Raw genomic sequence first — 24765 nt, 5'->3', positions numbered from 1 at the left:
AACCGAGAGGCGCGCGATAAATAGGGACAGTCCCTATTTATCGCGCTGCGCTAATTTCAGAAGCGGCCCGATGTGGCCAGCACGAATCCGCCCGACCCCGCCTTGAACCCCAGCGCCGCGAGCGCCGCGGCCATCGCCGGATCGCGATCGACATTGATCGCAAATTGCGCGCGATAAACGCCACTGCCATCGAACGACAGCGTCAGCCGCTCCATCCCCGACTGGCTGGCGAGCGCCGCTTGCGCACGCCCGTTCGCGCATTTCAGCGGCCCGGACAGCCCGCGCGACAGATCGAGGCCCGCGATGGGCGCCGTAACCGCCAGCTGGATTCGCCCGCTCGCCGCCGCGCATTGCCCCGCGCCGTCGAAACGCACCGTCGTGCCTTCAAAGCGGATGGTGTCGACCGGGATCATCCCGAGCCCGCCCGACATCGCGGTGGTGCCGTTGACGTCGGAGACGCCGCGCGGGTCGCTGCCGTACAGCCGCCCAGCCAAGGCGCCGAGCCGCTCGTCGGTGCGCGAAAAAGCGAGTTCGGTGTTGCCGCCCAGCAGCGCGAGCGGCGACACGCTGGCGCGGACGGTGCCGAGCGGCAGCGCGCCGAGCCGCGCCTCAACCAGTTCGGCCGACCAGACAGAGCCGCGGACCTCGCGCGCGGTGACGCCCGCGTCGGTCGCGCCCGAAAGGCCCAGTGCAAGCCGCATCGGGAAGGTTGCGATGATCAGGATCAGCGCGAGCAGCAGCGCCGCGACGCCCCAGCGTTTTGCCGCGCTCATTGTCCGCCCTTCCGCAGTTCGGCGGTCAGGCCGACGGTGCCATCGGCGGCGGGGGTAATCGTCAGCTGATCCACAACGAAACCCTGCCCCTCAAGCGACGCCAGCCAGTCGGTCAGCACGGGCGCCTTGGCTGTGGCAATGGCGATCGTCGCCTGCCCCGCGCCCCGCGCCTCGTTGCGATCGAGCGTCAGCCCGATCTCACCCGCCGACTGCGCAAGATACTGGTCGATCGCAACCGCATCGACCGCCGCGGCAACCGATTTCGCGGGGCGCTGCGCCAGCAATTGCAGTTTCGCCGCCACGCGGCCCTCGCGTTCGATTGCGGCACGATGCTGGTTCTCAAGATCGATGAACGCCGCAACCGCAGGGCGGCCGAAGCCCCAAAGAACGACGCCCAATGCCAGAGCACCAGCGATACCGACAAGCCACCGCTCGCGCTGCGACAGGGCGATCCACCAGTTTTGCAGTCTCTCGGTCATGGCACCGCCCGGATCGTGATATTGGCCATCTGTTGGCCATCGCTGCCCGCCATCGGCTGCGCGGTAATACGATAACCGCGCGCCTGCAGTGCGAGCAGCACCTTGTTGATATCCTCGACGCGGGGTGCGGCAAGTGTCGTCGTCAGTGTCCCGTCGGTGCGGTGCGACAGCGTTTTCAGCGACACGCCCGGCGTATCGCCCATCGCGTCGTAAAGCGCCGAAGCCGGGACGGAGAAGGCAAGTGGTCCGCCCCCCGCCATCGCGAGACGGCGGTCGAGTTCGGCTTCGGCCATCGCCGCGTCGGTCGCGGTTACGCCGGCCTTCTTCGCCATCGCGACGACGGCGTCGTCAGCCCTGCCGGTGTCGGACGAGAGGCGTATCGCATAGACGATCGGGATCAGCACGCTCACGATAACAAGGGCAATCAGCAGCCGTTTCGCCAGCCGCAGCATCGCCGGATCGACCGACCAACTCCGCTTCGGCTTCCATCCCCCGCTAAGCAGGTCGAGCGGTGGCGTAGACAGCGTCAACAGAAGCGACTCGCGCATTCGCTCCGAATCAAGCGGCAGCGTCGTGTGGCCGCCCGAAATCAGCGGATCGAGTTCGGGGTCGGAGACATAAGCGCGGTCGGTCGTGCGCATGAGTATTTCGCCGCCGACCTCGGCCGCCCACAGCGTTTCAGGCTCGGGCGGCGGCACGGCCGCGGCGGCGGGAATGATCGCGGCCGGTACCAGATCGCGCGCCGTCAGCCATTCGGTCCACATGGTCATCGCGGCATGGGTCGTCACCGCGACCGGGACCGCCTGCCCCTCGCCCGCTGGCTGGCCCGCGACAACATGCAGACCCGCCGCATCGCCCAAACTGTTCTTGAGCGCGTCGATACGCGCCGCCGCCGCCGCCTGCGCAGGCGCGGCATCGGGATAGTGCAGCCAGCGCATTGGCACGTCTGCAGCGGGTGCCAGCGCGACCAGACGATCGTCCGGACCGTCGTCCCGCGGCTTTTCCCACGCGCCAAGCCAACCGTCGTCCTGCCCTGAATCGACAATGACGCCGTCCTCGACCCGCAGCCAGGCGGTATCGCGACCCTGCTCTTCGCCAAGCGCCGCCACCGAGGGCAGCCAAAGGACCAGCGTGCGCGTCATATCAGTCGCTCTCGCCCCAATCACGGCGCACGATCGTCGGCGGTGTCTGGCCCGCGGAGGGCGCCCCGCCATTGGCATCGATCAGCGAAACTGCGGTCAAGAAACCGTCCCCCATCGTCACATTCGTTGTCAGCGTCAGCCAGCGGCTGGTCACCCCCGCCTGCTCGGCGACATCATCCTGCGGTTTGCGTCCTTCGAACGGACCCGCCTCCCAGAATCGGACGCTGCTGCCATAGCCGCCGCTGGGGCGCGCCGCCAGCACCGCCCGCGCTTTGGCAACGCCAATTTCGCCCGGCACCAACATCGCCACCAGCGGTGCCTGTTCGGGCGCGAGCGTATTGACGTTCAGTTTCACCGGATCGGTCACTGGCAATGCGCAAATCCACGGTTTGAGCCGCGCATAGATTTTCGGTGTCACGCCGCGCACCGCACGAAGTTCGCTGACATCCGCCATCTTGCGGTTCGGGGGAAGATACGCGCCCTGCGCCGACCGATACACATTGTCCTCCGCCCCCAGCGGTCCTTCATTGCTGTCGCTGTCGATCCAGTCGGCGGCGGCACCGGCGATTGCCTGCGCCTGCCCCGGGTCGATCCCGAGCAAGGTCATCAGCTCTCCAAATTGGCGCATCGAACCCGATCGCTGGCTGAACCGCCCGGGCACCGTTTCGGCAACAAGGCTGTTGAGGTTGAAGCAATTGTTCGCGTCGGCGAGCTTGGCGCGCCCCTCACCGCCGGGCAGCGGCAGGATAAAATCGCGGCCCAGCCAGTCGCCTGCGAGCGTCAATTTGGCCGGATCGCGCCCGACCAGATCGGCGACGCGGCGCAGCGCAATCTGTTCGGCAGCGAACGTGTAGGCGCGGCCCTGATCGACCGTCGCGGCGCTGCCCGCAATGCGCGTTGCGAGCGTCAGCCGGTCGAGCGCGGTTGCCGCGATCACCGCCATCACCGCCACGAGCAGCAATACGGTAAGCAGCGCTGCGCCGCGCTCGCCTTTGGCGTCGCGCTTCATGGCTGCGGCGCCTCCGTTACGGGCGGGGGCGGCGGCAAGGCTGGCGCGGTCAGGAACAACATCGTCAACGCCTCACGCCCGGTGCGCATCACCCTGACCTCGACCGCGCGCGGCAACCGCTCGCCGGGCTCCGAACTCCAGCTTTCGCTCCAATTGCCCGCATCGTCGCGATATCGCACTCCGACAGAGGCGACATCGCCGATCAGCCGATCGCCTTGGGTCAGCGCCGTGCCGTCCAGCATCGGCTGCGTCGCGCGGCGCCACTCGCTTTCGACGAGCGCGTAGGCAACGCGCTCGACATCGGGACGCGCGCTGCCGTCCAGCGAACCGGCGCCGCCATGGACGAAAGCAAATCCGTTCGACGACCCGATGAAAGCTGGAACAGCCTCCCCCGACGGCCCACGTGTCGGCCGCTGGACGGCCTGCGCCAGATCGTTCGCCATCACGGCGCGGAGGCGATTGATCCCGCCCATCGCCTTCAGCCGGCCTTGCACGGCTTCCTGCGTATCGACGCTGCTGCGAAGCAGGCCAACGCCCATCGCGGCGATCGCGGCAAAGATCGACAGCGCGACGAGCATCTCGACGAGGGTAAAGCCGTGTTCGTCCTTCATCGCGAAGGCCGGATAATCGTCAGCACCGCCTGCCCGCGCCCGCTTTCCGGACGGACGAGCAGGTCGATGCGCAACAACGCATCGTCGGCGGTTTTCGCAACCCGCTGTTCCACACGCCAGTTGCGCCCGGCATTGGCGACGCCGATCGCGCTGTTTCCAATCGTCGGCGGCGCCGGATCGGTCCACAGTTCGACCGCGCGGTTCTGCGCCACTATGCCAGCCATCGTGCTCTCGTCGAGGTCGCCTGCCGTACGCACGGCATAGGCATCGAGGCGGATAAGCGCGAGCGCGGCAATGCTGATGACGCTCAAGGCGACGAGCATTTCGAGCAGGGTGAAGCCGGCATCGCCGGATGGTGACCGACCGGCAACCTCATTGCCCACGGCTGACCTCCCCCGTCGCCGAAACGCGCACGATCTCGCGCGCATCCCCGCCCGTGAGTACAACGACCTGCGGCGTTGGGCTGATGCCGACCCGATCGAACAGGACGCGCGCCGCGCCCTGCCCGTTGCCCGCCGTAAAGCGCACGTCGGAAGGCCAGTTGCGCTGTTCGAAGGCCCGGCCCGGAAGTGGCTGCCATTCGCCCGCAATCCGGCGTTCGAAACCATAGCCCGAGGGTGCGAAACTGACCGCGACGCTGCGTCCCTCGATCACCGCGATATCGCGCGCGGCAGCAAGGCGCGCCGCGAGCCGGTCGGCTTCGCTGCGCACGGTCCGTTCCTCGCCAGGAATGGTGAGCACAACGGCAGTCGCGGCGAGCGCCATGATCGCCAGCACGACCATCAATTCGACGAGTGTGAAGCCGTTGGCGCCCGGGCGCCTCCGTGCCTCAGCCTTCGCTGCGAATATCCGCATTGTCGTCGGTCCCGCCGGGGGCGCCGTCGGCGCCGAGCGACCAGACGTCGAACACCTTCCCGTTCGGCCCGGGCGCCTGATAATTATAAGGCCGGCCCCACGGATCGGCGGGCAGCTTCTTGATATAGCCGCCGCGGCGATAGCGTTCGGGCTGCGCCAGCGCGGGCGGCGGCGTGCTGAGTGCGTTCAACCCGTCGGTCGAGGCCGGATAGGTCAGATTATCGAGCCGATACTGCTCCAACGCGGTTTCAAGCGTCGCGATATCGGCCTTTGCCTTCGTCACCATCGCGCGGTCCTGGCTGGGCAGCACGTTGATCATCACCACGGTGGCGAGAAGTCCGATGATGAAGATCACGACCATCAACTCGGTGAGCGTGAAGCCGCGCTCGTCCTTCTTGCCGTGCCGATGAACGGGCGGACGACCGGAGTCGAGCATCAGGCGAATGAAAAGCTGCATCAGGGACATCTATTATAGACCTGCAAGGTTCTGCAACTGAAGGATCGGAAGCAGAATGGCGAGGATGATAAGGGCAACGCACGACCCCATAACGACAATTATGACAGGTTCGAGAAGCGCCATCGACGCGGCCGTAAAACGGTCGAATTCGCGTTCGAGATAATCGGCGGCGCGCTCAAGCATCTGCTCGAGCCGGCCCGCGCTTTCGCCGCTCGCGGTCATATAGACAAGCAGCGGCGGGAACACGCCGGCATCGCGCAGCGATGTCGACAAGCTGCCGCCGGCGCGCACCTGATCGACGATCGTCGCGGTGGCACCCGCCAGCGCCGCATTGCGGATCGTCGGCAGCGTCAGGCGCAAGCCTTCGACGAGCGGCAGGCGGCTCGACACCATCGTCGACAGCGTGCGCGCGAACCGCGCCGCGTAGAGATCGCGGAGCAAGCGCCCGAACAACGGCAGGCGGAGCAACCGCGCATCAACCCGCGCCTTGAAGGCCGGGCGGCGCATCGCGGCGACCCAGCCAAAGCTCGCGGCGGCGATCAGCAGCGCGATCAGCCACCACCAGCTTGCGGCAAAGCTGGAGATCGCGATCACCGCGCGGGTCAGGAAGGGAAGCTGCTGGCCGACGTCGGTGAATTGTTCGACGACGCGCGGGACGACAAAGATCATCAGCGCGGCGACGACGCCGATCGCGACGACCGCGAGCACGATCGGGTAAGCGAGCGCGGCGATCAGCTTGCCGCGGACCTCGGCCTGGCGTTCGAGCAGGTCGGCGAGGCGCGCGAGGATGGTGGTAAGGCTGCCCGTCGTTTCGCCCGCGGCGATCATCGCGCGATAGAGCGGCGGGAAGCTCGCAGGTTGGCGGGCCATCGCATCGGCGAGACGGCGGCCCTCGAGAAGCCCGGCGTGGACGTCGCCGATGACCGTGCGCGCGCTCTCGGCCTCGCTCTGCCGGGTCAAGGTGCGCAGTGCCTCTTCGAGCGGCGCGACTTCCGCCAGCGTCGCCAACTGGCGCGTGAACAGCGCGAGATCCTTGCTGCTCAGCCGCACGCGGCGGAAAGCGAGGAGCGAGCGGCTCGCCGGCTTGGCCCCAGCCGCCTCGACCGCGACGATATGGAATTTGCGGCGAACCAGATCCGCGCGCGCGGCATCGTCGTTCGCGGCGGTCAGCCGTCCCTTGCGCTCGCGGCCCTGCGGATCGATCGCCACATAGCGATAATCAGGCATCGATTTCCTCGCGCCGCGCGATGCGGATCGCCTCCTCGGCGGTGGTCAGCCCCTTCGCCACCATCGTTCGCGCCGCCGAAGCGAGCGTTGGCGATTTCAGGAAGGCGTGGCGCGTGATCATCGCCTCGTCGCCGCCATTGTAAATATAACGGCGGACGGTGTCGTCGACCTTGATCGCCTCGAACACCCCGATGCGGCCTTTGTAGCCGGTGCCACTGCAATGCTCGCAGCCCTTGGGCCGCCAGATCACCGTACCGATATCGAGCCCAAGCATCGCGGCGACGCCATTATCGGCCTGCACCGGCTCGCGGCAATGGTCGCACAGTTTGCGGACGAGCCGCTGCGCAATCACCGCGCGCAGCGTCGAGGCGAGCAGGAAAGGTTCGACCTTCAGGTCTTTCAGGCGCGTGATCGCACCCACCGCATCGTTGGTGTGAACGGTCGAGAGCACAAGGTGGCCGGTCAGCGACGCCTGCACGGCGATGTCGGCGGTCTCGCGGTCACGGATTTCGCCGACCATCACAACATCGGGATCCTGGCGCAGGATCGCACGCAGGCCCGCGGCGAAATCGAGCCCGACCTTGCTGTTCACCTGCGTCTGACCGACGCCGTCGACGGCATATTCGACCGGGTCCTCGACCGTCAGGATATTACGCTGACCGTCGTTGAGTTGCTTGAGCGCGGCGTAGAGCGAGGTCGTCTTGCCCGAACCCGTCGGCCCGGTGACAAGGATAATGCCATTGGGTTCGGCCAGCGCCTCGCGAAGAATCTGGTCGGCGGCGCCCGTCAGGCCGAGGATATCGAAGTCGATCCCCGCCGCATCCTTGTCGAGGATACGCATCACGACGCGCTCGCCCGCGCGGCTAGGCAAGGTCGAGACGCGCACGTCAACCGCCTTGCCCGCGAGCGTCAGCCCGATGCGGCCGTCCTGCGGAACGCGGCGCTCGGCGATGTCGAGGCGCGCCATCACCTTGATGCGGCTGACGATGACGGGCGCGACATGCGGCGGCATGCGAAGATGCTCGCGCAGCACACCGTCGGTGCGCATCCGCACGACAAGCCCGCTTTCATAAGGTTCGATATGAATATCGCTGACGCCCTGCCGCACCGCTTCGGCGATGATTGCATTGATCAGCCGGATCGCGGGCGCATCGTCGGCGCTGTCGAGCAGATCTTCGGCGCTCGGCAGGCTGAAGTCGATGTCGCTGCCGTCGAGCGATCCCGCCATCGCGGCCGCCGAGCTGTCGACGGCATAGTGATCGGAAAGCAACCGGTCGAAATCGGCGACGCTCGCGGTCGCGACGCGCAGCGGCTGTGCAAGATAGCGCTTCACCTCGATCAGCACGGCGGGATCCGCATCCTCGCGCAGGGTCGCGAGCCAGGCACCGCCCTCGCCCTGTGCGATGACGACACCGTGCGTGCGAGCAAAGCCATAAGGAATATCGACCGGCACCGGGGGAGGCGCCGCCGGTTCGATGTCGGTCACGGATATTCTCCGGTCGGGGGCGCGGGCGCCTGCGAAATCGAAGGTGGAACGTCGGTCGTCGTGACGCTGCCGTCGGGGCCGCGCAGTTCGGGCAGGTTGACGGGACCGACGGTGATATCGGTGGCGGTCGCAGGCGTCGGGATCGGCGGCACGGCGCCCAGATAGTCGCGCACCAGCGTGTCGATCGCGGGTTCCACATCGGGGTTCCGCTGCAACTGGAAGTCGCGGATATAGCCGTAGCGGCGCGCGGTGAGCGCGGCATTGTCTTCACGGTTGCGCAGGATCGTCGGGCGAATGAATACCATCAGGTTGGTCTTTGACCGCGTGCGGCTGCGCGATTTGAAAAGCTCACCCAGCAGCGGAATGTCGCTGAGCAGCGGGATGCGTTCGATCGTCTTGCGCTCATCGTCGTTGAGCAGGCCGCCGATAGCGAGGATTTCGCCATCGTCGACGGTCAGCACCGTTTCGAAAGAACGCTTGTTGAGGATGAGGTCGCTGTTGCGCGACGAGACGGGGCCGGCAACGCTCGACACCTCCTGGCGCAGGAACATTTTCACCTCGCCCGCGCCGTTGACCTGCGGCGTCACTTCCAGCTTGATCCCGACCTCTTCGCGTTGGACGGTGCGGAAGGCATTTTCGAAATTGTCGCCCAGCTTCTCGCCGGTCGTGATCGGGACATCCTGTCCGACGAGGAATTTTGCCGCCTGATTGTCGAGCGTGACGATATGCGGCGTCGCGAGCAGGTTCGACGTCGTGTCCGACTTTACCGCATTGATGATCGCGCCGAAGATCGTGTTCTTGCCGATATCGCCCGCGAAGCCAGCAAATCCGCCCGTCGCGGTCAGGAGCGATGCCGCAGCCGCTTCCTGCAGGCTGTTGCCGAGCGAGCTGTTCGTCTGGGTGACCGTCGTGGTGCCATTGACCGTCGTCGTCTGCTGCGACAGCTGATTGGCCGCATAGGCACCGCCGAGCGTCAGGATATTGGGCGACGCATTGCTATAGCTTGTCGCAACGAAGGGAATGTTCTTGCCGCCGAGCAGGAACTGCACGCCGAGCCGTTTTGCCGCATCGTCACCGATCTCGACCACGATCGCCTCGACCAGCACCTGTTGACGCCGGCTGTCGAGCTGGCGGATCAGCTCGCCGAGCATGCGCTGCACTTCGCTGTTGGCGGCGACGATGATCGCATTAGCGCCTTCATACCGCGTGATGATCGCGGGACCGCGGGTAGAAATGCTGCCGCTGCCGCCGCTGCCGGTCGAAGCCCCCGCGGTCGAGGCCGGAGCTGGTGCCGGTGTCGCATTGCCGCCCGAAGAAGAGGAAGATGTTGCCGAGGCCGGCGGCAGACCCGCCTTTTGCACCGGGTCGCTGCCGCCGCCGATCAGCTGTTGCAGCGTCGGCAGCAGGGTTTCGGCATTGGCATGCTCCAGCCAATACACGCGCAGTTCGGTCCCACCCGCAGCCTTTGCATCAAGGTCGTTCGCCATCTGCACGAACCGCGCGACCATGGCCTGATCGCCCCGCAAGGCAATCGCATTGCTGCTGTCGATCGGTACGATCGCGACCGGCGACTTCCCGCCCTCCCCCGCTGCGGGAACGAGCGCCACCAACGCCGCCGCGATTTCACGCGCGCCGGCGTTCTTCAGCGTGACGATCTGGCTGGTCGAGGTATCGCGGTCGATGCTCGACGCGAGCGCTCGGATGCGGCGGATATTGTCGGCAAAGTCCGCGACGACCAGGCTGTTGGCGTTACGGTTCGCGGTGAGCGAGCCCTGCGCACTGACCAGCGGGCGCAGCGTTTCGACCGCCGCAACGGCGTCGATATGGCGCAGGCGGATGATTTCGGTGACGAACTGGTTCTGCGCCGCACCGCTGCTGCCGATCCGGCCGGGCTGCGCCGCCGCGCCATCGATCGGCTGGACGCGATAGCTGCCGCTGGGGCCGGGCACCGCGACGAGGCCGTTCGAACGGAGTGTCGCGAGGAATATCTCGAAATACTCGCTGCGCGACAGCGGCCGGTCGGTGACGACCGACACCTTGCCGTTGACGCGGCCGTCGATGACGAACGTGCGGCCGGTGATCCGCGCAGCATCCTGTATGAAGGCCCGGATGTCGGCGTCGCGCACATTGAGGGTATATTGGGCGAACGCAGGTGCAGGCGCGGCGGAAACCAACGCGGCGGCGAGCATCAGGGACAGTTTGAAGCGCATATATCTCTATTGTTTCGAGAGGAAAATGGCGACGGGGACGACGCTGGCACCGCGCTCGACTTCGAGCGAGATACGCGCTCCCGGCGTAAGCTGATTGGCGAGCGCAGCGGCATCGCTCGCCGAGCCGATCGGGCGACCGCCGACCGAGCGGATGACATCGCCGGGACGCAGGCCCGCGGCACGGAACGCCGCACCGTCGCCCTGCGGCTGGACGACGATGCCGGTGACGCGGCCATTTTCGGTGCGCGGGGCAAAGCCGACGCCAGTCTTGATCGCTGCGGGAGTCATCTCGCCGCTCGCCGACGCACCGCCAGACGCAGCCCCGATCTCGGGCGTCGGCGCGGGCAGCGGCGTCGCGGGGTTCGCGATGGGCGCCTCGCCGCTCTGGTCGAGGAACAGGCTTTCGCGCGCACCGCCGCGGTCGAGCAGCACGTGGTCGAAGGCGACACCAGCGAGCTTCAATCCCGGCGCGATTTCGTCGCCGACGGCATAGCTGGTCTGGACCCCATCCTCGCCCGCGATGATCGCCGAGCCGCCGCCGGTCGCCTCGTTGAGGTTGATACCGAAGAGTGTCAGGCCCGCCGAGGTCACCGTCGCCGACGCAACTCCCTGCACGTTGCTGCGGAAATAGGGGTCGAAGCTGGAAAAGAGCGCCCGACGTTCGGCCGGTGAGGCAATGACCGCGGCTTGCGGTTGCCACGCGCCGAGCGGCGACAGCGGAGTAAGCAAAGTCCAGAGCAGGCGGACGCACTGCCAGACGAAGAGCGCGCCAAGCAGTCCGGCGAGCAGCATAGGCCAGATTTCGCGTGGCGAGCGCCGCCCGACCCGCAGCCAGGCAGGCAGCGCGCGCGGCAGCCGAACGGCCGATCCGGACATCAGCGTTGCCATGAAACTACCCTTGTCCCCCCAGACTTAAAAACCTGTCTCGCGAATCGCCTAGGGGCGAACGGTGACAATCAGTTGACCGGAAGATTACAGTTTTTTGACAAGCGGGCGAGTCTGGTGAGACGGCTCGACCCGCATAAAGCCCCCTCCCCTTCAGGGGAGGGGTTGGGGTGGGGGCGGTCGGGGTGGCGCTAGACCGATGAGCTCCACCCGCTGCGCCCCGGATCAAGTCCGGGGCTCGCTGCCCTCCCCTGAAGGGGAGGCCGAAATTTATATCAAAACTTCAACGAGGCACTGAGCGAGAAGGTGCGGCCCAGCTTGTACCGGTTGAGGAAGATGCGATTGTCGCCCGATTGCTGCACTTCTTCATAATTCCGCCCGGTCAGGTTGCGCGCCTCGAACTTCAGTTCGATTTCCTTGTTCAGCAGGTTGAAGCCCTGCCGCGCGACGAAATCGAGCGAGATGCCCGGCTTTTCGCGAATATCGGGCTGGCCTGACGGTCCGCGGCTGGTAACGCGCGGGCTGGCATAAGTGATGAGGAAGGTCTGCTGCGAGAGCCTGTCCTGATCTTCCAGACCGATCTGGACATTGACCAGATGATCTGACTGACCGGTGAGCGGCGAGCCATCGAAGAAGAAGTCGGCGGCATTGAGCGTCACACCGTTGATGACGGTCTTGTCGTCGGCTCCGACTTTGATCTCCGACTTGGTGAAGGTGTAATTGCCGATCAGCACGAGGCGGCGGCTTGCCCAGAAAGGCGAGTCCGACAGCGTGTCGAGCGGGAAATATTTCTGCGCTTCAAGTTCGACGCCATAGAGTGTGGCTTTGGGCGCATTGGCAAAGCTGGAGTTGGCGACCGAGTCGGTGCTGATCGACGTATAGGTTTCAATCGGGTTGTCGATCGACTTGTAGAAGCCTGCCGCGGTGAAGCGCTGGTCCTTGGCGAAATACCATTCGTAACGCAATTCGGCGTTCCACAGCTCGCTGTCGGTCAGCGACGGGTTGCCGCGGAACTGGCGGTTCGATTCGGGATCCTGGTAGATTTGCGCGATAAGCTCACGAAATTGCGGACGCGCGATGGTTTTCGACCCATTGAGGCGGACCTGCATGTCGGGAGCCACTTCCCAGGTCAGCGTGACGGCGGGCAGCCAATAATCATTGTTGAGATTGGTCGCCGCAATCGCACTGCCTCCGGTGCCGAACAGGTCGATCGGAACAACGGTCTGTTTGGCATCCTCATAACGAACGCCGGCATTGACGTTCACGCCCGAAACCAGCTCGGCCTGGACCTGCGCATAGCCTGCGTGCGTCGTCAGCCCCGCGTCGAACGCTGCGGTGCCGTCCTGCGCCGAAGTTTCGACAAGCGCGATATCGTAAAGCTGGATCGACGCATCGGACAGAAGATAATCGGGTCGCAGCTGCTGCACTGCGACCGGCAGGCCCGAGGCACGGAACTGGAAGGCGCGGCGCACAGCGGTACGACTGGTATCGGTATAGGCATAGCCGACGGTCGCCGTGATATGTGAGGCGAGCTCATAGGACAGGTCGACGCCGCCCGACCACAGATCCTCGTTGAGGTCCGAAAAAGCGATCGTCGCATCGCCGCGGTTGCCGCCGAGGTCATTGACGAACTTGTCTCCGGTCGGATCCTGTTCGGACGGCAGGTTGGTGCGAACATAGGTGAACCCCCGTTCATAAGGGGCTTCACGCTGCGAATTGGCATAGGCGCCGCGCAGGTCGACCTTCAGCCGGTCGAAGTGGAGTTCGCCGACGAATTGCGTATTGATCAGCTGACGTTCGTACCAGGCGGTGTCCTGCTTCAATATATCGCGCTCGGACTGGTTGCGATCCGTACCAAGGCCAAGGCGCGACTGCTTCAGCGTGTCGCGAATATAGAGGTTGGTCCAGCGGAACTTGTGGTCGCCAATCTCGAGCCCGAGGCCGAGCAGGGCGTTCACAACGATGCGGTTGTCGGTGATGACACGATTATAGCTCGTCTGCGGGTCGCCCGAGAGATCCGCGTTGAGCGAGGTCTGCTGCAGCGTATCGCGCGTGCGCCATTTGTTGCTGATCCCCCCGGTTGCGATGATGCCGAGTTCACCGTCGGCGATGGGGATCGTCGTGCCGCCGGTGAGGCCAGCCGACCAGTTGACCGGGATATGGTTGTTCTGTTGCAGCAGCGTCGTTTCGGCGTTGACCAGTTCCATCTGGATCGCTTCCAGATCGTCCTGCGTGAAATCGGCGCCTTCGAGGATCGGCTTGCCGCTGGCGAAGGCCGCTTTTAGAAGCGGCGGAACGTCGCGTGTGCCATCGTCGAAACCGGTCCAGTCGGTGTCGCTGCCATAATAGGTATAGCCCAGTTCATTGGTCGTCTCGCTGTCCCAGCCGATGCCGCCGCTGAAGGTCAGGAAGGGCTCGCGCGGGATCGCCTTGGTCGTGAGGTTGATCACACCGCCGCCGAATTCGCCGGGAAAGTTCGCCGAATAGCTTTTCTGGACAAGGGTCGAATCGATGACGTTGGACGGGAAAATGTCGAGCGGGACGACGCGCTTCAGCGGCTCGGGGCTGGGCAACGGCGAACCGTTGAGCAGCGCCAGCGAGTAACGGTCACCGAGGCCGCGGACATAGACAAACCCGCCGCCGACGACCGACAGACCGGTGACGCGCTGCAGCGAACCCGAGATGTCACCTTCGCCCGTGCGGGCGATATCGGCCGACGAGAGGACCGAGACGACTTCAGGGGTCGCGCGAACGACGTTGGGGGTAAAGCGGCCTGTGACAACGATTTCCTGATCGGCGCCGCCGGGGATCGAAACGTCGGCTTCGTCATCCTGCGTCGCCGCATCGTCGGAGACTGGCGCTTCGGTGGCAACGGGCGGGGCGTCGGATGCCGGCGCGCCAGTATCCTGCGCAAGCGCCGCTGGGGCAACAAGGGCGGAACTGAGGAGGAGCAGACTGGCGAAAATCGGCCGCTTGGTCATGATGGAAAGTCCCCAAGGAATATGCAGGAAGGGAGCGGGCCTGCCCGTCAGGCGTGCCCGCTCCCCAATTGGATCGCGAGCGATCAGGTCGTCGGGATGGCGCTGCAGTTGCCGCTCGACGTGCCGAAGTCCGCCGTCGCCGAGTTGCAGGTCCAACCCTGATACCAGGTGTCGTTGGCGTCGCGGACGGCGCCGACATAGGCGGTCGTGTCAAAGAAGGCCGCGATCGTCTTCGCATCGAACGGCGTGAAGCCGGTCTCGGTCGCGCCGTTCACGAACAGGTTCGTCAGGCTGGGCGTGTAGGTCGAGCGGTTGTTCGTTCCGGCCTCGAAGATCGCCTGCACTTCGGCGTTGGTCACGCCGTTCGACCCGCGGAAGGGCGTTCCGTTGCATTGAAGCGACATCGAGAAGAACTTCGGCGGCCCCTGATCGTCGAGCGCCGGATTAGCCGGACGGCTGGTCGTCGCGCTGTCGATACGCAGACAGCTAAGCCCCGGCGCCACGATCAGGCCATTCGCAAAGGTATAGTCTGCGCCGCCGCGGATGCGGATCGCCGCGCCGTTGCTCGCCGCATTGTTGCGCTGGATATAGGTGAAGTTGGAGAGCGCGACGCGCTGACGCGGCGTCGTTTCCTCGTTACCGTCCGAATCGATTTCCATCATCGAGTCGCCGACGGCACCGCCAGCGCGCTGGACGCTGATCACATATTGAATGTTGCCCTGATAGCCGACGTCGGTGTCGAGGCCATCATCCTCGGCGCCGGTGACGACCAAATGCTTCAGGTTCACCCGGCCGCCGAATACTTCGGCGCCGTCATCCGAGCTGTTGTGGATCTGGATATGGTCGATCTGGGTGCCCGAACCGACGCCCGACGGCGTCAAACCCTGAAGTTCGCTGTTCGACGACAGGACGAAGCCAGAATAGCGGATCTGGACATAGGACATGCGCCCCGAATTGTCGGCCGCCTGAGCGCCGCCATAAAGCGCGTTTGACGTGCCCTCCGTGTCACGCTCGCACGCTGCGGTGCCGGGCGTCGCTGCCGGCGCAAGACAATCGGTAATCGGCGCGCGGCCGAGCAGGACAACCCCGCCCCACAGCTGCGAGGTCTGGTCGCCCGCCGAGCCGACGACGTTGCCGCGGCCGGTGAAGATGATCGGCTGGGTCGGGGTGCCGACCGCGTCGATCTTGTTGCCGCGATTGACGACGAGGAAGGACACGCCGGTCGCACCAAAGATGGTCACGCCGGGATCGATCGTCAGTGTGGCCACGGTGTTCGTGGTGGTCGCGCCCTGATCGGTGCCGACATCGACGCGGCCGGGGAGCGAGTAGATGACGCCCGGAACCTTCGGGATCGCGGTCGTCGCGGTGAAGCGCGTCGGGAAGCCGCAGTTGCGCCATTCGCCACCGGGGCCGGAGATGGTGCCGAGGTTCGAAAGCTGGTCGGGGCCGGCGATCGTCGGGCAGTTCGCGGCGGGGGTGACGGTTGCCGGCGGGGTCGGTGTCGGGGTGGGGGTCGGCGTCGGGGTGGGAGTCGGCGTCGGAATGACGATCACGCCTTCGCCCGGCGAAGCGACGCCGTCGGCACCGCACGCCGCAAGGATGGAACAGGCCACGCCGCTAAGCATGACCAAACGAACGCGCGCGAATGCCGCCATGAAAATCTCCGTCCCGGTGTGCGCTGGAAAGCGCCCCTGATGAAAAACACGCCGCGGATGAGAGAAAACGCTGTCTCGCCCCCGGTGACGCCGCCACTAGGGTGATTCGATGACGGTCTGACGCCAGAGCCGTGACAGTTGAGTGACTCTTTTGAGTCGGTTCGATGACATCGACAGCGATGCTGGGGGCTGCTTGTTCGCACCTGCAAAAATAAATGCGGCGAAGCTCGCTTGCATCGCCCGAAAAGCTTTGCTAGGCGCCCGCTCCTACCTGGTGCCGGACCCGTCCGGACCATCATGATGTGCGGTCGTGGCGGAACTGGTAGACGCGCAACGTTGAGGTCGTTGTGGCCGAAAGGCCGTGGAAGTTCGAGTCTTCTCGACCGCACCATCATTGCCAGTTTATGGCTGATACTATGCGAACAGCTGATGCCCCGCGATAGAAAGTCGGCCGTTCGGGCCCGCGTTGCCAATGCAAATGCCGCCGGAAAAACATGTCGGAACCAACCATCAAACCTTTCTGCGGGGTGCGCCGAACATCATCGCGCTGGCGGATTCGACAACCTCGACGTAAGTCGCGGCCATGAGGATCGCGATCATCGACACGAGCACGACGCGCGCCGCCATCATATCGGATGGTTTGCGCGAGGCCGGACTCGACGATCTGGTCCTGATCGATCCGGGGGCCCCGATGGTCGCGCAGGTCGAGGCGGCAAAGCCCGAAGTCGTGCTGATCAACCTTGAGAATCCCTACGGCGACCTGCTTGAGGATTTTTTTGCGATGTCGCGCGCGCTTGCTCGCCCGATCGCGATGTTCGTCGACCAGAGCGATACCGAAGCGACCGGTGCTGCGATCCACGCGGGGGTGTCCGCCTATGTCGTGGACGGTCTGTCTAAACAGCGGATCAAGCCGGTTATCGACTTGGCCGTGCGGCGGTTCTAGGCATTCTCGCGACTGCAACGCGAACTTGCCGAGGCGAAGAACGCCCTGGTCGAGCGCGCGACGATCGACCGCGCCAAAATGATTTTGATGAAAAGGCGCGGGATCGACGAACCTGCATCTTACACGCTGCTACGCGGACATGCGATGCGCACCAACCGCCGCCTTGCGGAGATCGCCGAGGCGATCGTGACGAGCGAAGCGCTCCTTGGAGACATAGAATGACCCTCGAGACATTCCGCATCGGCTTTTGCCCCTCGTCGACGCCGCGCTGCCGATCCTTGCGCATGAACTCGGGTTTCGCGGGACGCGAGAGCGTACGAATCGAGCTGGTCCGCGACATGACGTGGGCAACAGTGCGCGACCGGCTGCTTTATCGACACACCGACGCCGCCCACATGATCGCACCGCTCGCTATCGCCACCACGCTCGGCCGGGGCCGACCCGCGGTGCCGATTGCGGTCCCTTTCGTACGGGGGCTCAACGGCAATGCCGTCACATTTTCGAGCGCGCTCGCGCAGAATGTCGGACTTGGCGACAGGCTTGGTGAGCCCACGATTGTCGGCGCGGCGCTCAAGAGCGTCGCGGCGGCGCGAAAAGCGGCCGGAAAGCCCCTGCGCTTTGGGGTCGTGCATCGCTATTCGAGCCATAATTACATGCTACGCTACTGGCTCGCCGGCACCGGTATCCGGCCTGACGCCGATGTCGAGATCGTCGTAACCAGCCCACCACGCCGCGGCCGCCCATTTCGTCGCCCCCGGCACGGCCGCGGAAAACGCCGATATCCGGGCGCGATCCGAATATCTCGATGCGCCGCGCGATGCGATAAAGCGCGCGATCACCGACCGCATCCGTCTTGTCCCGGGTGGCGCACCAATCCACTATCCCGATTTCATGTTCCAGTACCGCGAAGCCGCCAATTTCCCGTAGCCCAGCCAGGCGGCGCAGGAGGCCGCCTCGCCGACACTCGCCGAACAGGGAGAGCTGCCGCCCCGCGACTGGCTCATGGCGCAACTCGCCGCACCCGATGTGGCGCCGACCTTGCTCGCAGGACGCACGCCCGGGGTACAGGTGGATCGCGGCCCGGTCATTTGCGTCTGCTTCGACGTCGGGCTGAAGACCGTCGTGGCGGCCCTCCGCGACCAGAAGCTGACCAGCGTCGCGTCGATCGGCACCGCGCTTGATGCGGGAACCAACTGCGGTTCCTGCCGTCCCGCGCTTGCGCGCATCCTCACCGAGAAGACGAGCGATGCCGCATGACGATTTCGCACCGGGAACGGTCTGGCTTGTCGGCGCCGGCCCCGGTGATCCCGAACTTCTGACGATGAAGGCGTTTCGTCTGATCGAGAGCGCGGATATCGTTTTTCACGACACGCTTGTGGGTACAGGCGTGTTGGGCCTCATCCCGCCGCAGGCCGAGCGCATCGATGTGGGCAAAGGTCGTGCGCCTCAAGGGCGGCGATCCGACGATTTTCGGACGCGCGGCTGAGAAGATCGGCGCACTGCAGACGGCCGGATTTCCGGTCTTCATATATCCCGGCATGACGACGGCGTGTGCCGCTGCGGCGTCTGCGGCCATCTCGCTGTCCCTGCCGCAGCGCCGCTCTCGACATCGACTGGCGTTCGCTGGCGCGCGGCGGATCAACGCTCGCTTTCTAAATGGGTCGCGACGCGGCGGGCGAGATCATGCGCAACCTCATCGCCGCCGGAATGCCGGGAGGAATGCCCGTCCTCATCGCGTGCGACGTCAGTCGGCCCGAGGAGAAGCGGCTATCGACCCGCCTCGACCTGCTTGACCTTGCAACGCGCGCCTTTGCGGCTGACACCCCGACACTGATCTTCGTCGGCGCTGCCGTCATGCCGGCCGGCCGGCATCGGAAACGGCGATCGATGTTGAGGCGAAAGAACGACCAAGCCGGCCGCCCGCGTCAGCCAGCCATCGTCGATAGCGTTTCCGACCTCCTGCGCAGCACGGCGGCCGCATGCTCGGCTTTCATCCGGGCGAACATCACGACCTGTTGCGTCATAATGTCGAGCTGCCCCCCTATGCCGTTGTCGGTAAGCTGTCCGTCGGGGTCGAAAAGCGGTTGGCCGGAATTGGCCGTGACCGCCATTGGCGTCGGCCAGCCGCGCAAAGCATGCGTGATCGAACGCAACGTCGCAAGCGTGCTGCCTGCGGCCTGCCATCCTCCCGCGACCGCGATGAGACCGACGGCACGTCCGTCGAAATAAGGCTGCGCGTCGGAGACGAGATCCTGCGCGTAATCGAGTGCGTTCTTGACCACCCCCGACACCGTCCCGTGATAGGCGGGCGACGCAACGATGATGCCGTCGGCCGCGCGCAACGCATCCATCAGCGCCTTCGCCTTCGAACAGCGTTCGCTACGATGCGGGGCATACATCGGAAGGTCGATCGCATCACCGGCGAAGAGCATCGTTTCCGCCCCCTCCGTTTCGCAGCGGGCAAGCGCGTGGCGGAGCAATCGTTCGGCCGAGCCGCCGGCGGTTGCATTGCCGCCGAGTGCGACGATACGCGGCCTGTGGGCGGAAACGGGGCGATCGATCATGATATTCTCCCTCAGTTGAAGGTCACCTGGCTGCCGCTGCGGAGGAACGCGATCGCATTGCGGCGCAGATGATTGGTGCCGGGGTTGAGGATCGGCTCGGGCGAATATTGCGCAAGATAGACGCGGCGCATGTTCGGGGTCGTGTTTGATCCGGTCGCGTGGAGAGCGAGGCTGGAGAACGCGACGATGCTGCCCGCCGGAACCTCGAGCGTCACGCCTTCGCTGTCGCCGGTATAGCCGACGAGGTCGTTGCTGCCCGGCTGACGGATGTGCGGAACGATCCCGTCGCGCGTATCGGGCGCCTGCGAGAACGGCAGGATGCGCACGGTGCCGTTCGCAACCGTGGTGTCGTCGAGGGTGCACCAGCAGGTCAGGTACGGCTTGTGATCGACGGGGCCGCCGTTGCCGACGACATAGCCCGAATCCTGATGCCAGCTGAACGGCATCCCCTCGCTGGCGCCCTTCACGACATATTGGTCATAGAAGAAATAGGCGTCGTCGCCGAGCGTTGCGCGGCACACCTCCGCCATCGTTTCGCTGAACAGCATCGTGCGCAGGTCGGGCTGCTGGCGCTGGCATTCGCCCGCGAAATAGCGTTTGCCCTTGTGGCTGATCCCGTCGACTTCGACGCCGAGGCTGTCGAGACGCGCGTCTTCGCGATCGATGACGCGGCCGCATTCTTTGCGCAGCAGGTCGAGCAGCGGGCCTTCGAGGATGCGTTCGAACACCGCATAGCCTTCGGTCGCGAATTGTTCGCGCTGGGCGGCGTAATCCATCCTCATTCTCCCGATGTTGTCTAAGGTGCCACGTAGCGCAACATCGTCCATCGCATCCAATCGAATTGCATCGCCTGATCATACGTCTATACTATGGGCGATGCGAATGAGACAGGTTGAGGCGTTTCGCGCCGTGATGATGAGCGGGGGCATTACGGCCGCCGCGGCGATGCTGAATATCAGCCAGCCCTCGGTGAGCCGATTGATCGCCGACATGGAGCGCGCGGTGGGCTTTCGCCTGTTCGACCGGCGCGGCGCGCGAGTGCATCCGACCGCGCAGGCGCAGGCGCTGTATGAAGCGGTGCGGCGAAGCTATGCGGGGCTCGACCTGCTCGACCAGGCGGCGCGCCGGATTCGCGCGCATCCGGTCGGCACGGTGCGGATCGCGGCGCTGGCGGCGATCGCGATGGCGATATTGCCCGCGGTGATCGCGCGCTTTCGCATCCTGTATCCCGACATCAAGATCATCGTCGAATCGCTCGGCCAGCGCGCGATCGAGGAACGCGTCTTTCTGGGGCAGGCAGACCTGGGCATCGGGGTCGATATGCAGGGGCGCGAAGGCATCAGGGCGACGCCGCTCGCGCGCGCCGAATATGTTTGCATCCTGCCCGCCAGCCACCCGCTCGCGGCGCGCGAGCGGCTGACGATCGCCGATCTGGCAGGCGAGGAGTTCGTCGGCCCGATGCACGAAGCCGATGCGCTGTGGACCGGGATCGACACCGCGCTGGAAACATCGGGCATCAGCGTATCGCGGCGGTTAGAAACGCAACATTCGCAGATATTATATGCCTTCGTCGAAGCCGGGCTGGGCGTGACGATCGCCGAGCCGTTCAGCGCCCCGCGCTTTCACCGGCTGGGCGTCGCGGTCCGCCCGATCACCCCGCCCGTGTATCTGGATTTCGCGCTGCTGGAGCCCGATATTGGGCCGACCCCCGAGATCGTGGCGTGGCTGAACGCCGATGTGCAGCGCGAGACCGAGGCGTGCCTGGCGCATGTGAAGCAGGTGGTTTCGTCGTCCTAGTTTCCTCACGATGACGTCGACGAACGGCATCGCGAAGGAAATGGTGTCTGCGGACTTGTTACGACCAGCAAGCTGCGTCCTATCGACTTCCTATGCGAAGCTGGGCTAGCCTGATCGAGCTTGTCATGTTGTGGGCGACAACGGGCAAGGAGACGGGGGAAGCAGGATGGTTTGGGACGGGCGCCAAATGTGCTGATGCGATGGCGCATGTCGCTGCGCCGCAGCGGCTGGCCCTTTCTGGCCGGACTCATCGTCACGGCCCTCGCCCTTGCGCTCAATTTCATCGGGGTGCCTGCCGTCGAACGTGCCGGAATGCTGTTGTTCGACAGCTTCCAAAGAGCGGCGCCGCGCGAACGGCAGGACGCGCCGGTCCGCATTGTGGACATCGACGAAGAATCCATCCGCCGTCTGGGCCAATGGCCTTGGCCGCGATCCGATTTGGCCCGGTTGAACGATGTCATCGCCGATGCCGGCGCGTCCGCTATCGTATATGATATTGTGTTCTCGGAGCCCGATCGGACATCGCCGCGTCTCGTCGCCAAGCGGATGCGCGAGTCAGGCGGCAGCCGCGCGATCGCCGAGGCTTTCGACGCCTTGCCCGATCCCGACGCGCAACTGGCGCAAAGCTTTGCGCGCGCGCCGGTGGTCGCAGGATATTTCCTGCTCAACGATCACGAAGGCGATATCAGCGAGCCAAAGGCGGGCTTTGCGGTTGCGGGGACGCCGCCGGACAAAGCCGTACCCTATTTTCGGCGCGCCACCGAACCCCTTCCCGCGTTGATGGCGGCCTCACGCGGAGCGGGCTTTGTCAGCCTGGCCGCCGACAGCGACGGCGTCGTCCGTCAGATACCGCTGGTCGCAAACTCGAAAAAGGGTCTGGTGCCGTCCCTGACGCTTGAGGCTTTGCGCGTCGCGCAGGGCGCAGAATCGATACAGGTGCGAACAAGCGACGCGAGCGGCGAAGCCGGCGGTGCGGCCGGACAGGTGACCGCGGTCAAGGTGGGCGAATTCGAAGCGCCAACGACGGCATCGGGCAGCCTGTGGATGCATTTTACCGGGCCGAATGATGCGGTCCCGAGTATTCCCGCCTGGCGTTTGATTTCCGGGGACATTTCACGCGATGCGCTGCGAGCCGAATTGCAAGGCCGCATCATACTCGTCGGAACCGGAGCCGCCGGCCTGCGCGACCTGATCTCCACGCCGGTGCGCGAGAGAGAATTGGGTGTAGCCGCGCATGCTCAGGCGATTGAACAGATCATATTGGGCCGGTTCCTCCAGCGCCCGGACTGGGCGACGGGAGCGGAACGGTCGCTCATCATTCTGCTGGGCGTGAGCCTGGCGTTCTTTCTGCCGCGTCTGGGGTCTATCGCGGGGGCCGCCATCGCGTTCGCCGCGGCCGGCGCGACGATGGCTGCGAGCTGGCTGCTGTTTACCCGCCAAGGCTATTTGTTCGACCCGACATGGCCGATCCTGGCCACCGCCGCCGTATATGTCGTTCAGACGGCCATCATTTTCTATCGCGAAGAGCGCCGCCGCGCATATATCCACAGCGCCTTCGACCGCTATCTGTCCCCCGAGATGGTCCGCCGGATTGCCGAAAATCCCGACAAGCTGGAATTGGGCGGCGAAGAGCGCGATATGACCGTCCTGTTCTGCGACATTCGGGGCTTTACGCGCATTTCCGAAGAATTGGGGCCGCGCCAGATCATTTCACTGCTGATCGCTTTCCTGACGCCGATGTGCGACTTGTTGCTCGCCCGAAAAGCGACCGTCGACAAATTCATGGGCGACGCCATACTGGCGTTCTGGAATGCGCCCCTCGACGATCCCGAGCATCATGTGAATGCCGCGCGCGCCGCCCTGTCGATGATTGACGGATTGCAGGCGCTCAACGCGCGCGCGCCCGCGATCGAGGGCGCGGCCTGGCCCGGCGACCTGAAGATCGGAATCGGCCTGAATTCGGGCGCCTGTTGTGTCGGCAATATGGGATCGTCACAGCGGCTGAGCTATTCGCTGCTGGGCGATCCGGTCAATCTGGCCTCACGGATCGAGGGGCTGACGAAGGAATATGGCGTCACCATCGCGCTGGGTGAGGATCTTGCCGAACATCTGCCGGGCTTCGCGCTGATCGAAATGGATCTGGTGCGCGTGGTCGGGCGCGATCGGCCCGTCCGGGTGTTCGCCTTGCTGGGCGACGAGCTTTTGGCGCAAAGTCCGGGCTTTCAGGATTTTGCCGCTCAGCACCACGCCATGCTTACGGCCTATCGCGCGCAACAGTGGGCGGCGGCCGGGGCCAGCTTGTCGGCGCTGGAGGCTCAGGCCACGCATTTCGGCTTGCGCCGGTTGCACATGATCTATCGGCAACGCACCGAAACGCTGTCGTCCAACCCGCCGGGCGCCGACTGGGATGGCGTCGCTCAGGCGGCTAGCAAGTAGGAATTGTCGGACCGCCCTGCGGCGGGGGCGGACAGTCGGTGCGGTTGCGGCCGAGCAGGACCGGAACGGCGACAAGCGCGCCGGCGGCGAGCAACCCTTTCCAAAGACCGCTGCCTTTATATTTCTCGGGGAATATTTCCTGTTCGACCTTGATCAGCCCCTTGGGCGAGATGACGAACGGCCCGATCGGCATCGCGCCCGCGCGCGGAACATAGCTTGCCTGCATCGGCTGGGTCAGATCGACGCTGCCCGCCGAGGAGGAAATGCTGACAAAGCCGGGGGTGAGCCGACCCTCATTCCGCGTGCCCGGGCCGCGCAACACAACCAGTGTCGCGTTCGCAGTATCGCTGGACAAGGCCTTGAAGTTCGGCAGTTCATCGGCAGCAATCTGTAAGGCCGCCTTTCCAACCACGCCTTCGACGATCGTTCCGCGGATGCCAATTGTCGCGACCGGTGAACTGATACTGGTGGCGCCGTTGCCGCCCGCGTTGGGCCGGCCCGACATGAACCGGAAAGCCCCTTTGGTCGCGGTTGCTCCCATGCTGCGCCCGCGCGCCGGATCATAGACGAACCGATCGATCCGGACGCGCGCATTGGCGCCGATCGAAAAGGTGGCCCGGTCGAGCAATATCATTTGCAGCTGGCTGCCCTTGCCCGTCTGGACCAGATCACCCAGCAGGACAGGTTGACGCAGCAGCATCTTCGCAGCTTTTGTCACTTTGATGTTGGTGTAGCGGACATCGCCCCGGATCGCCGATGCGATACCTATGGCGTTTGTGGCCGATTGCGCGTGGACGATGCCGCCCGCAGTTGCGAGCGACACGGCGACAACCAGCGCCAATTTTGCCGGGCGAGAAGACAGCGACCCTATGCTCATTCCGAATTCTTCGCGCCGCAGATCGTCATCATCTGCTGCCATTCGGCTGGCGGATAATCCTTCCGTTTCAGCTGGGCGATATGGACCGCCGCGCCCGAGAGGTCGTCGAGCCGGCAGAGGAGAGCCGCGTGCATCAGCCGCGCTTCCTTGTTCCTGGGGCTCGCGAACAGCACGCTTTCTATGGTCGACAATGCCAGAAGCAGATTGCCCGACTGTGCCTGCTCGCTGGCCAATGCCAGACCGGCGGCCGGGGTCGCAACGACCAGCCGGTCAAGCTGTTCGGGCGTTTCCGCGACGGCTGGAACGGTCAGAACGGCCGCTCCCACCGCCGACAGGCAGCGAAACCACATGGAAGTCCCCCCTCCAGGCCGGGCTAAA

Annotated in this window: 23 protein-coding genes, 1 tRNA gene and 3 pseudogenes; 8 read left to right on the top strand and 19 right to left on the bottom strand. The window is 65.1% G+C overall.

What is annotated here, in order from left to right:
• Positions 1-56: 56 nt before the first annotated feature.
• The 14 genes from gspN to AC3A43_RS15010 form a co-directional block, all read right to left on the bottom strand.
• A complete protein-coding gene (gene gspN / locus AC3A43_RS15075; protein ID WP_487793367.1) occupies positions 57-773 on the bottom strand; it encodes a type II secretion system protein N in 717 nt (238 codons plus the stop codon).
• A complete protein-coding gene (locus AC3A43_RS15070; protein ID WP_487793366.1) occupies positions 770-1252 on the bottom strand; it encodes a type II secretion system protein M in 483 nt (160 codons plus the stop codon). Before AC3A43_RS15070 ends, gspN begins: the two co-directional genes overlap by 4 nt.
• Complete coding sequence (gspL, locus tag AC3A43_RS15065) at positions 1249-2394, bottom strand: type II secretion system protein GspL (protein ID WP_487793365.1); 1146 nt, start codon at positions 2392-2394, stop codon at positions 1249-1251. The genes AC3A43_RS15070 and gspL overlap by 4 nt, the downstream gene beginning before the upstream one ends.
• Before the next feature lies 1 nt (position 2395).
• Positions 2396-3403 carry a type II secretion system minor pseudopilin GspK gene (gene gspK, locus AC3A43_RS15060; protein ID WP_487793364.1) on the bottom strand — a complete coding sequence of 336 codons (1008 nt, stop codon included), beginning with the start codon at positions 3401-3403 and terminating at the stop codon, positions 2396-2398.
• Entirely contained in the window at positions 3400-4014 is a 615-nt protein-coding gene (gspJ, locus tag AC3A43_RS15055) for a type II secretion system minor pseudopilin GspJ (protein ID WP_487793363.1), read from the bottom strand. The genes gspK and gspJ overlap by 4 nt, the downstream gene beginning before the upstream one ends.
• Positions 4011-4397 carry a type II secretion system minor pseudopilin GspI gene (gspI, locus tag AC3A43_RS15050; RefSeq protein WP_487793362.1) on the bottom strand — a complete coding sequence of 129 codons (387 nt, stop codon included), beginning with the start codon at positions 4395-4397 and terminating at the stop codon, positions 4011-4013. The genes gspJ and gspI overlap by 4 nt, the downstream gene beginning before the upstream one ends.
• Positions 4387-4869 (bottom strand): GspH/FimT family pseudopilin, encoded by a 483-nt coding sequence (locus AC3A43_RS15045; RefSeq protein ID WP_487793361.1) that lies wholly within the window; start codon positions 4867-4869, stop codon positions 4387-4389. Before AC3A43_RS15045 ends, gspI begins: the two co-directional genes overlap by 11 nt.
• Positions 4844-5335: a type II secretion system major pseudopilin GspG gene (gene gspG / locus AC3A43_RS15040; protein WP_487793360.1), complete on the bottom strand. Its 492-nt coding sequence runs from the start codon at positions 5333-5335 to the stop codon at positions 4844-4846. The genes AC3A43_RS15045 and gspG overlap by 26 nt, the downstream gene beginning before the upstream one ends.
• A gap of 3 nt (positions 5336-5338) precedes the next feature.
• Positions 5339-6553 (bottom strand): type II secretion system inner membrane protein GspF, encoded by a 1215-nt coding sequence (gene gspF, locus AC3A43_RS15035; RefSeq protein WP_487793359.1) that lies wholly within the window; start codon positions 6551-6553, stop codon positions 5339-5341.
• Positions 6546-8039 carry a type II secretion system ATPase GspE gene (gspE, locus tag AC3A43_RS15030; protein ID WP_487793358.1) on the bottom strand — a complete coding sequence of 498 codons (1494 nt, stop codon included), beginning with the start codon at positions 8037-8039 and terminating at the stop codon, positions 6546-6548. Before gspE ends, gspF begins: the two co-directional genes overlap by 8 nt.
• Positions 8036-10249 (bottom strand): type II secretion system secretin GspD, encoded by a 2214-nt coding sequence (gene gspD, locus AC3A43_RS15025; protein ID WP_487793357.1) that lies wholly within the window; start codon positions 10247-10249, stop codon positions 8036-8038. Before gspD ends, gspE begins: the two co-directional genes overlap by 4 nt.
• 6 nt (positions 10250-10255) lie before the next feature.
• Positions 10256-11137 carry a type II secretion system protein N gene (locus AC3A43_RS15020; protein WP_487793356.1) on the bottom strand — a complete coding sequence of 294 codons (882 nt, stop codon included), beginning with the start codon at positions 11135-11137 and terminating at the stop codon, positions 10256-10258.
• 272 nt (positions 11138-11409) lie between these two features.
• On the bottom strand, positions 11410-14115 hold the full coding sequence (locus AC3A43_RS15015) for a TonB-dependent receptor domain-containing protein (RefSeq protein WP_487793355.1): 2706 nt from the start codon (positions 14113-14115) through the stop codon (positions 11410-11412).
• An 83-nt stretch (positions 14116-14198) separates the two neighbouring features.
• Positions 14199-15770: a hypothetical protein gene (locus tag AC3A43_RS15010; protein WP_487793354.1), complete on the bottom strand. Its 1572-nt coding sequence runs from the start codon at positions 15768-15770 to the stop codon at positions 14199-14201.
• A 304-nt stretch (positions 15771-16074) separates the two neighbouring features.
• Here AC3A43_RS15010 and AC3A43_RS15005 point away from each other — a divergent pair.
• From AC3A43_RS15005 to AC3A43_RS14995, 3 genes and pseudogenes are all read left to right on the top strand, one after another.
• Positions 16075-16161, top strand: a tRNA-Leu gene (locus AC3A43_RS15005).
• A 192-nt stretch (positions 16162-16353) separates the two neighbouring features.
• Positions 16354-16935, top strand: a pseudogene (locus AC3A43_RS15000) (ANTAR domain-containing response regulator).
• Positions 16932-17384: pseudogene (locus AC3A43_RS14995) on the top strand (ABC transporter substrate-binding protein); the annotation flags it as partial. The pseudogenes AC3A43_RS15000 and AC3A43_RS14995, both read left to right, overlap by 4 nt.
• Here the strand turns inward: AC3A43_RS14995 and AC3A43_RS14990 are convergent.
• Positions 17370-17561: a hypothetical protein gene (locus AC3A43_RS14990; protein ID WP_487793795.1), complete on the bottom strand. Its 192-nt coding sequence runs from the start codon at positions 17559-17561 to the stop codon at positions 17370-17372. The pseudogene AC3A43_RS14995 and the gene AC3A43_RS14990 overlap by 15 nt on opposite strands.
• A 127-nt stretch (positions 17562-17688) precedes the next feature.
• Between AC3A43_RS14990 and AC3A43_RS14985 the strand changes: the two are divergent.
• From AC3A43_RS14985 to AC3A43_RS14975, 3 genes and pseudogenes are all read left to right on the top strand, one after another.
• Positions 17689-17970 (top strand): annotated as a pseudogene (locus tag AC3A43_RS14985) ((2Fe-2S)-binding protein); the annotation flags it as partial.
• Positions 17960-18199: an SAM-dependent methyltransferase gene (locus tag AC3A43_RS14980; protein WP_487793353.1), complete on the top strand. Its 240-nt coding sequence runs from the start codon at positions 17960-17962 to the stop codon at positions 18197-18199. The pseudogene AC3A43_RS14985 and the gene AC3A43_RS14980, both read left to right, overlap by 11 nt.
• Positions 18138-18506, top strand: coding sequence for an SAM-dependent methyltransferase (locus AC3A43_RS14975; RefSeq protein WP_487793352.1), 369 nt, complete (start codon positions 18138-18140; stop codon positions 18504-18506). The genes AC3A43_RS14980 and AC3A43_RS14975 overlap by 62 nt, the downstream gene beginning before the upstream one ends.
• Positions 18507-18638: 132 nt before the next feature.
• Here the strand turns inward: AC3A43_RS14975 and AC3A43_RS14970 are convergent, their stop codons facing one another.
• Positions 18639-19277, bottom strand: a complete 639-nt coding sequence (locus tag AC3A43_RS14970) for an NADPH-dependent FMN reductase (RefSeq protein WP_487793351.1) — start codon at positions 19275-19277, stop codon at positions 18639-18641.
• Positions 19278-19288: 11 nt separating this feature from the next.
• Entirely contained in the window at positions 19289-20053 is a 765-nt protein-coding gene (locus AC3A43_RS14965) for a phytanoyl-CoA dioxygenase family protein (RefSeq protein WP_487793350.1), read from the bottom strand.
• Positions 20054-20159: 106 nt separating this feature from the next.
• Here AC3A43_RS14965 and AC3A43_RS14960 point away from each other — a divergent pair, with 106 nt between their 5' ends.
• Positions 20160-21074: a LysR substrate-binding domain-containing protein gene (locus tag AC3A43_RS14960; RefSeq protein WP_487793349.1), complete on the top strand. Its 915-nt coding sequence runs from the start codon at positions 20160-20162 to the stop codon at positions 21072-21074.
• 195 nt (positions 21075-21269) lie between these two features.
• Entirely contained in the window at positions 21270-23510 is a 2241-nt protein-coding gene (locus tag AC3A43_RS14955) for a CHASE2 domain-containing protein (protein WP_487793773.1), read from the top strand.
• On the opposite strand, the gene AC3A43_RS14950 is transcribed toward AC3A43_RS14955, so the two are convergent.
• Together AC3A43_RS14950 and AC3A43_RS14945 are read right to left on the bottom strand one after the other, a co-directional pair.
• Positions 23500-24387, bottom strand: coding sequence for a FecR family protein (locus tag AC3A43_RS14950; RefSeq protein ID WP_487793348.1), 888 nt, complete (start codon positions 24385-24387; stop codon positions 23500-23502). The two genes, AC3A43_RS14955 and AC3A43_RS14950, sit on opposite strands and share 11 nt — an antisense overlap.
• Positions 24384-24737 carry a hypothetical protein gene (locus AC3A43_RS14945; protein WP_487793347.1) on the bottom strand — a complete coding sequence of 118 codons (354 nt, stop codon included), beginning with the start codon at positions 24735-24737 and terminating at the stop codon, positions 24384-24386. The genes AC3A43_RS14950 and AC3A43_RS14945 overlap by 4 nt, the downstream gene beginning before the upstream one ends.
• Positions 24738-24765: the final 28 nt, after the last annotated feature.

The organism is Sphingopyxis sp. Soil_C_28, assembly GCF_057657055.1.
The sequence above is the reverse complement of the archived record's forward strand: the minus strand, read 5'-3'. Positions and strand labels throughout refer to the sequence as shown.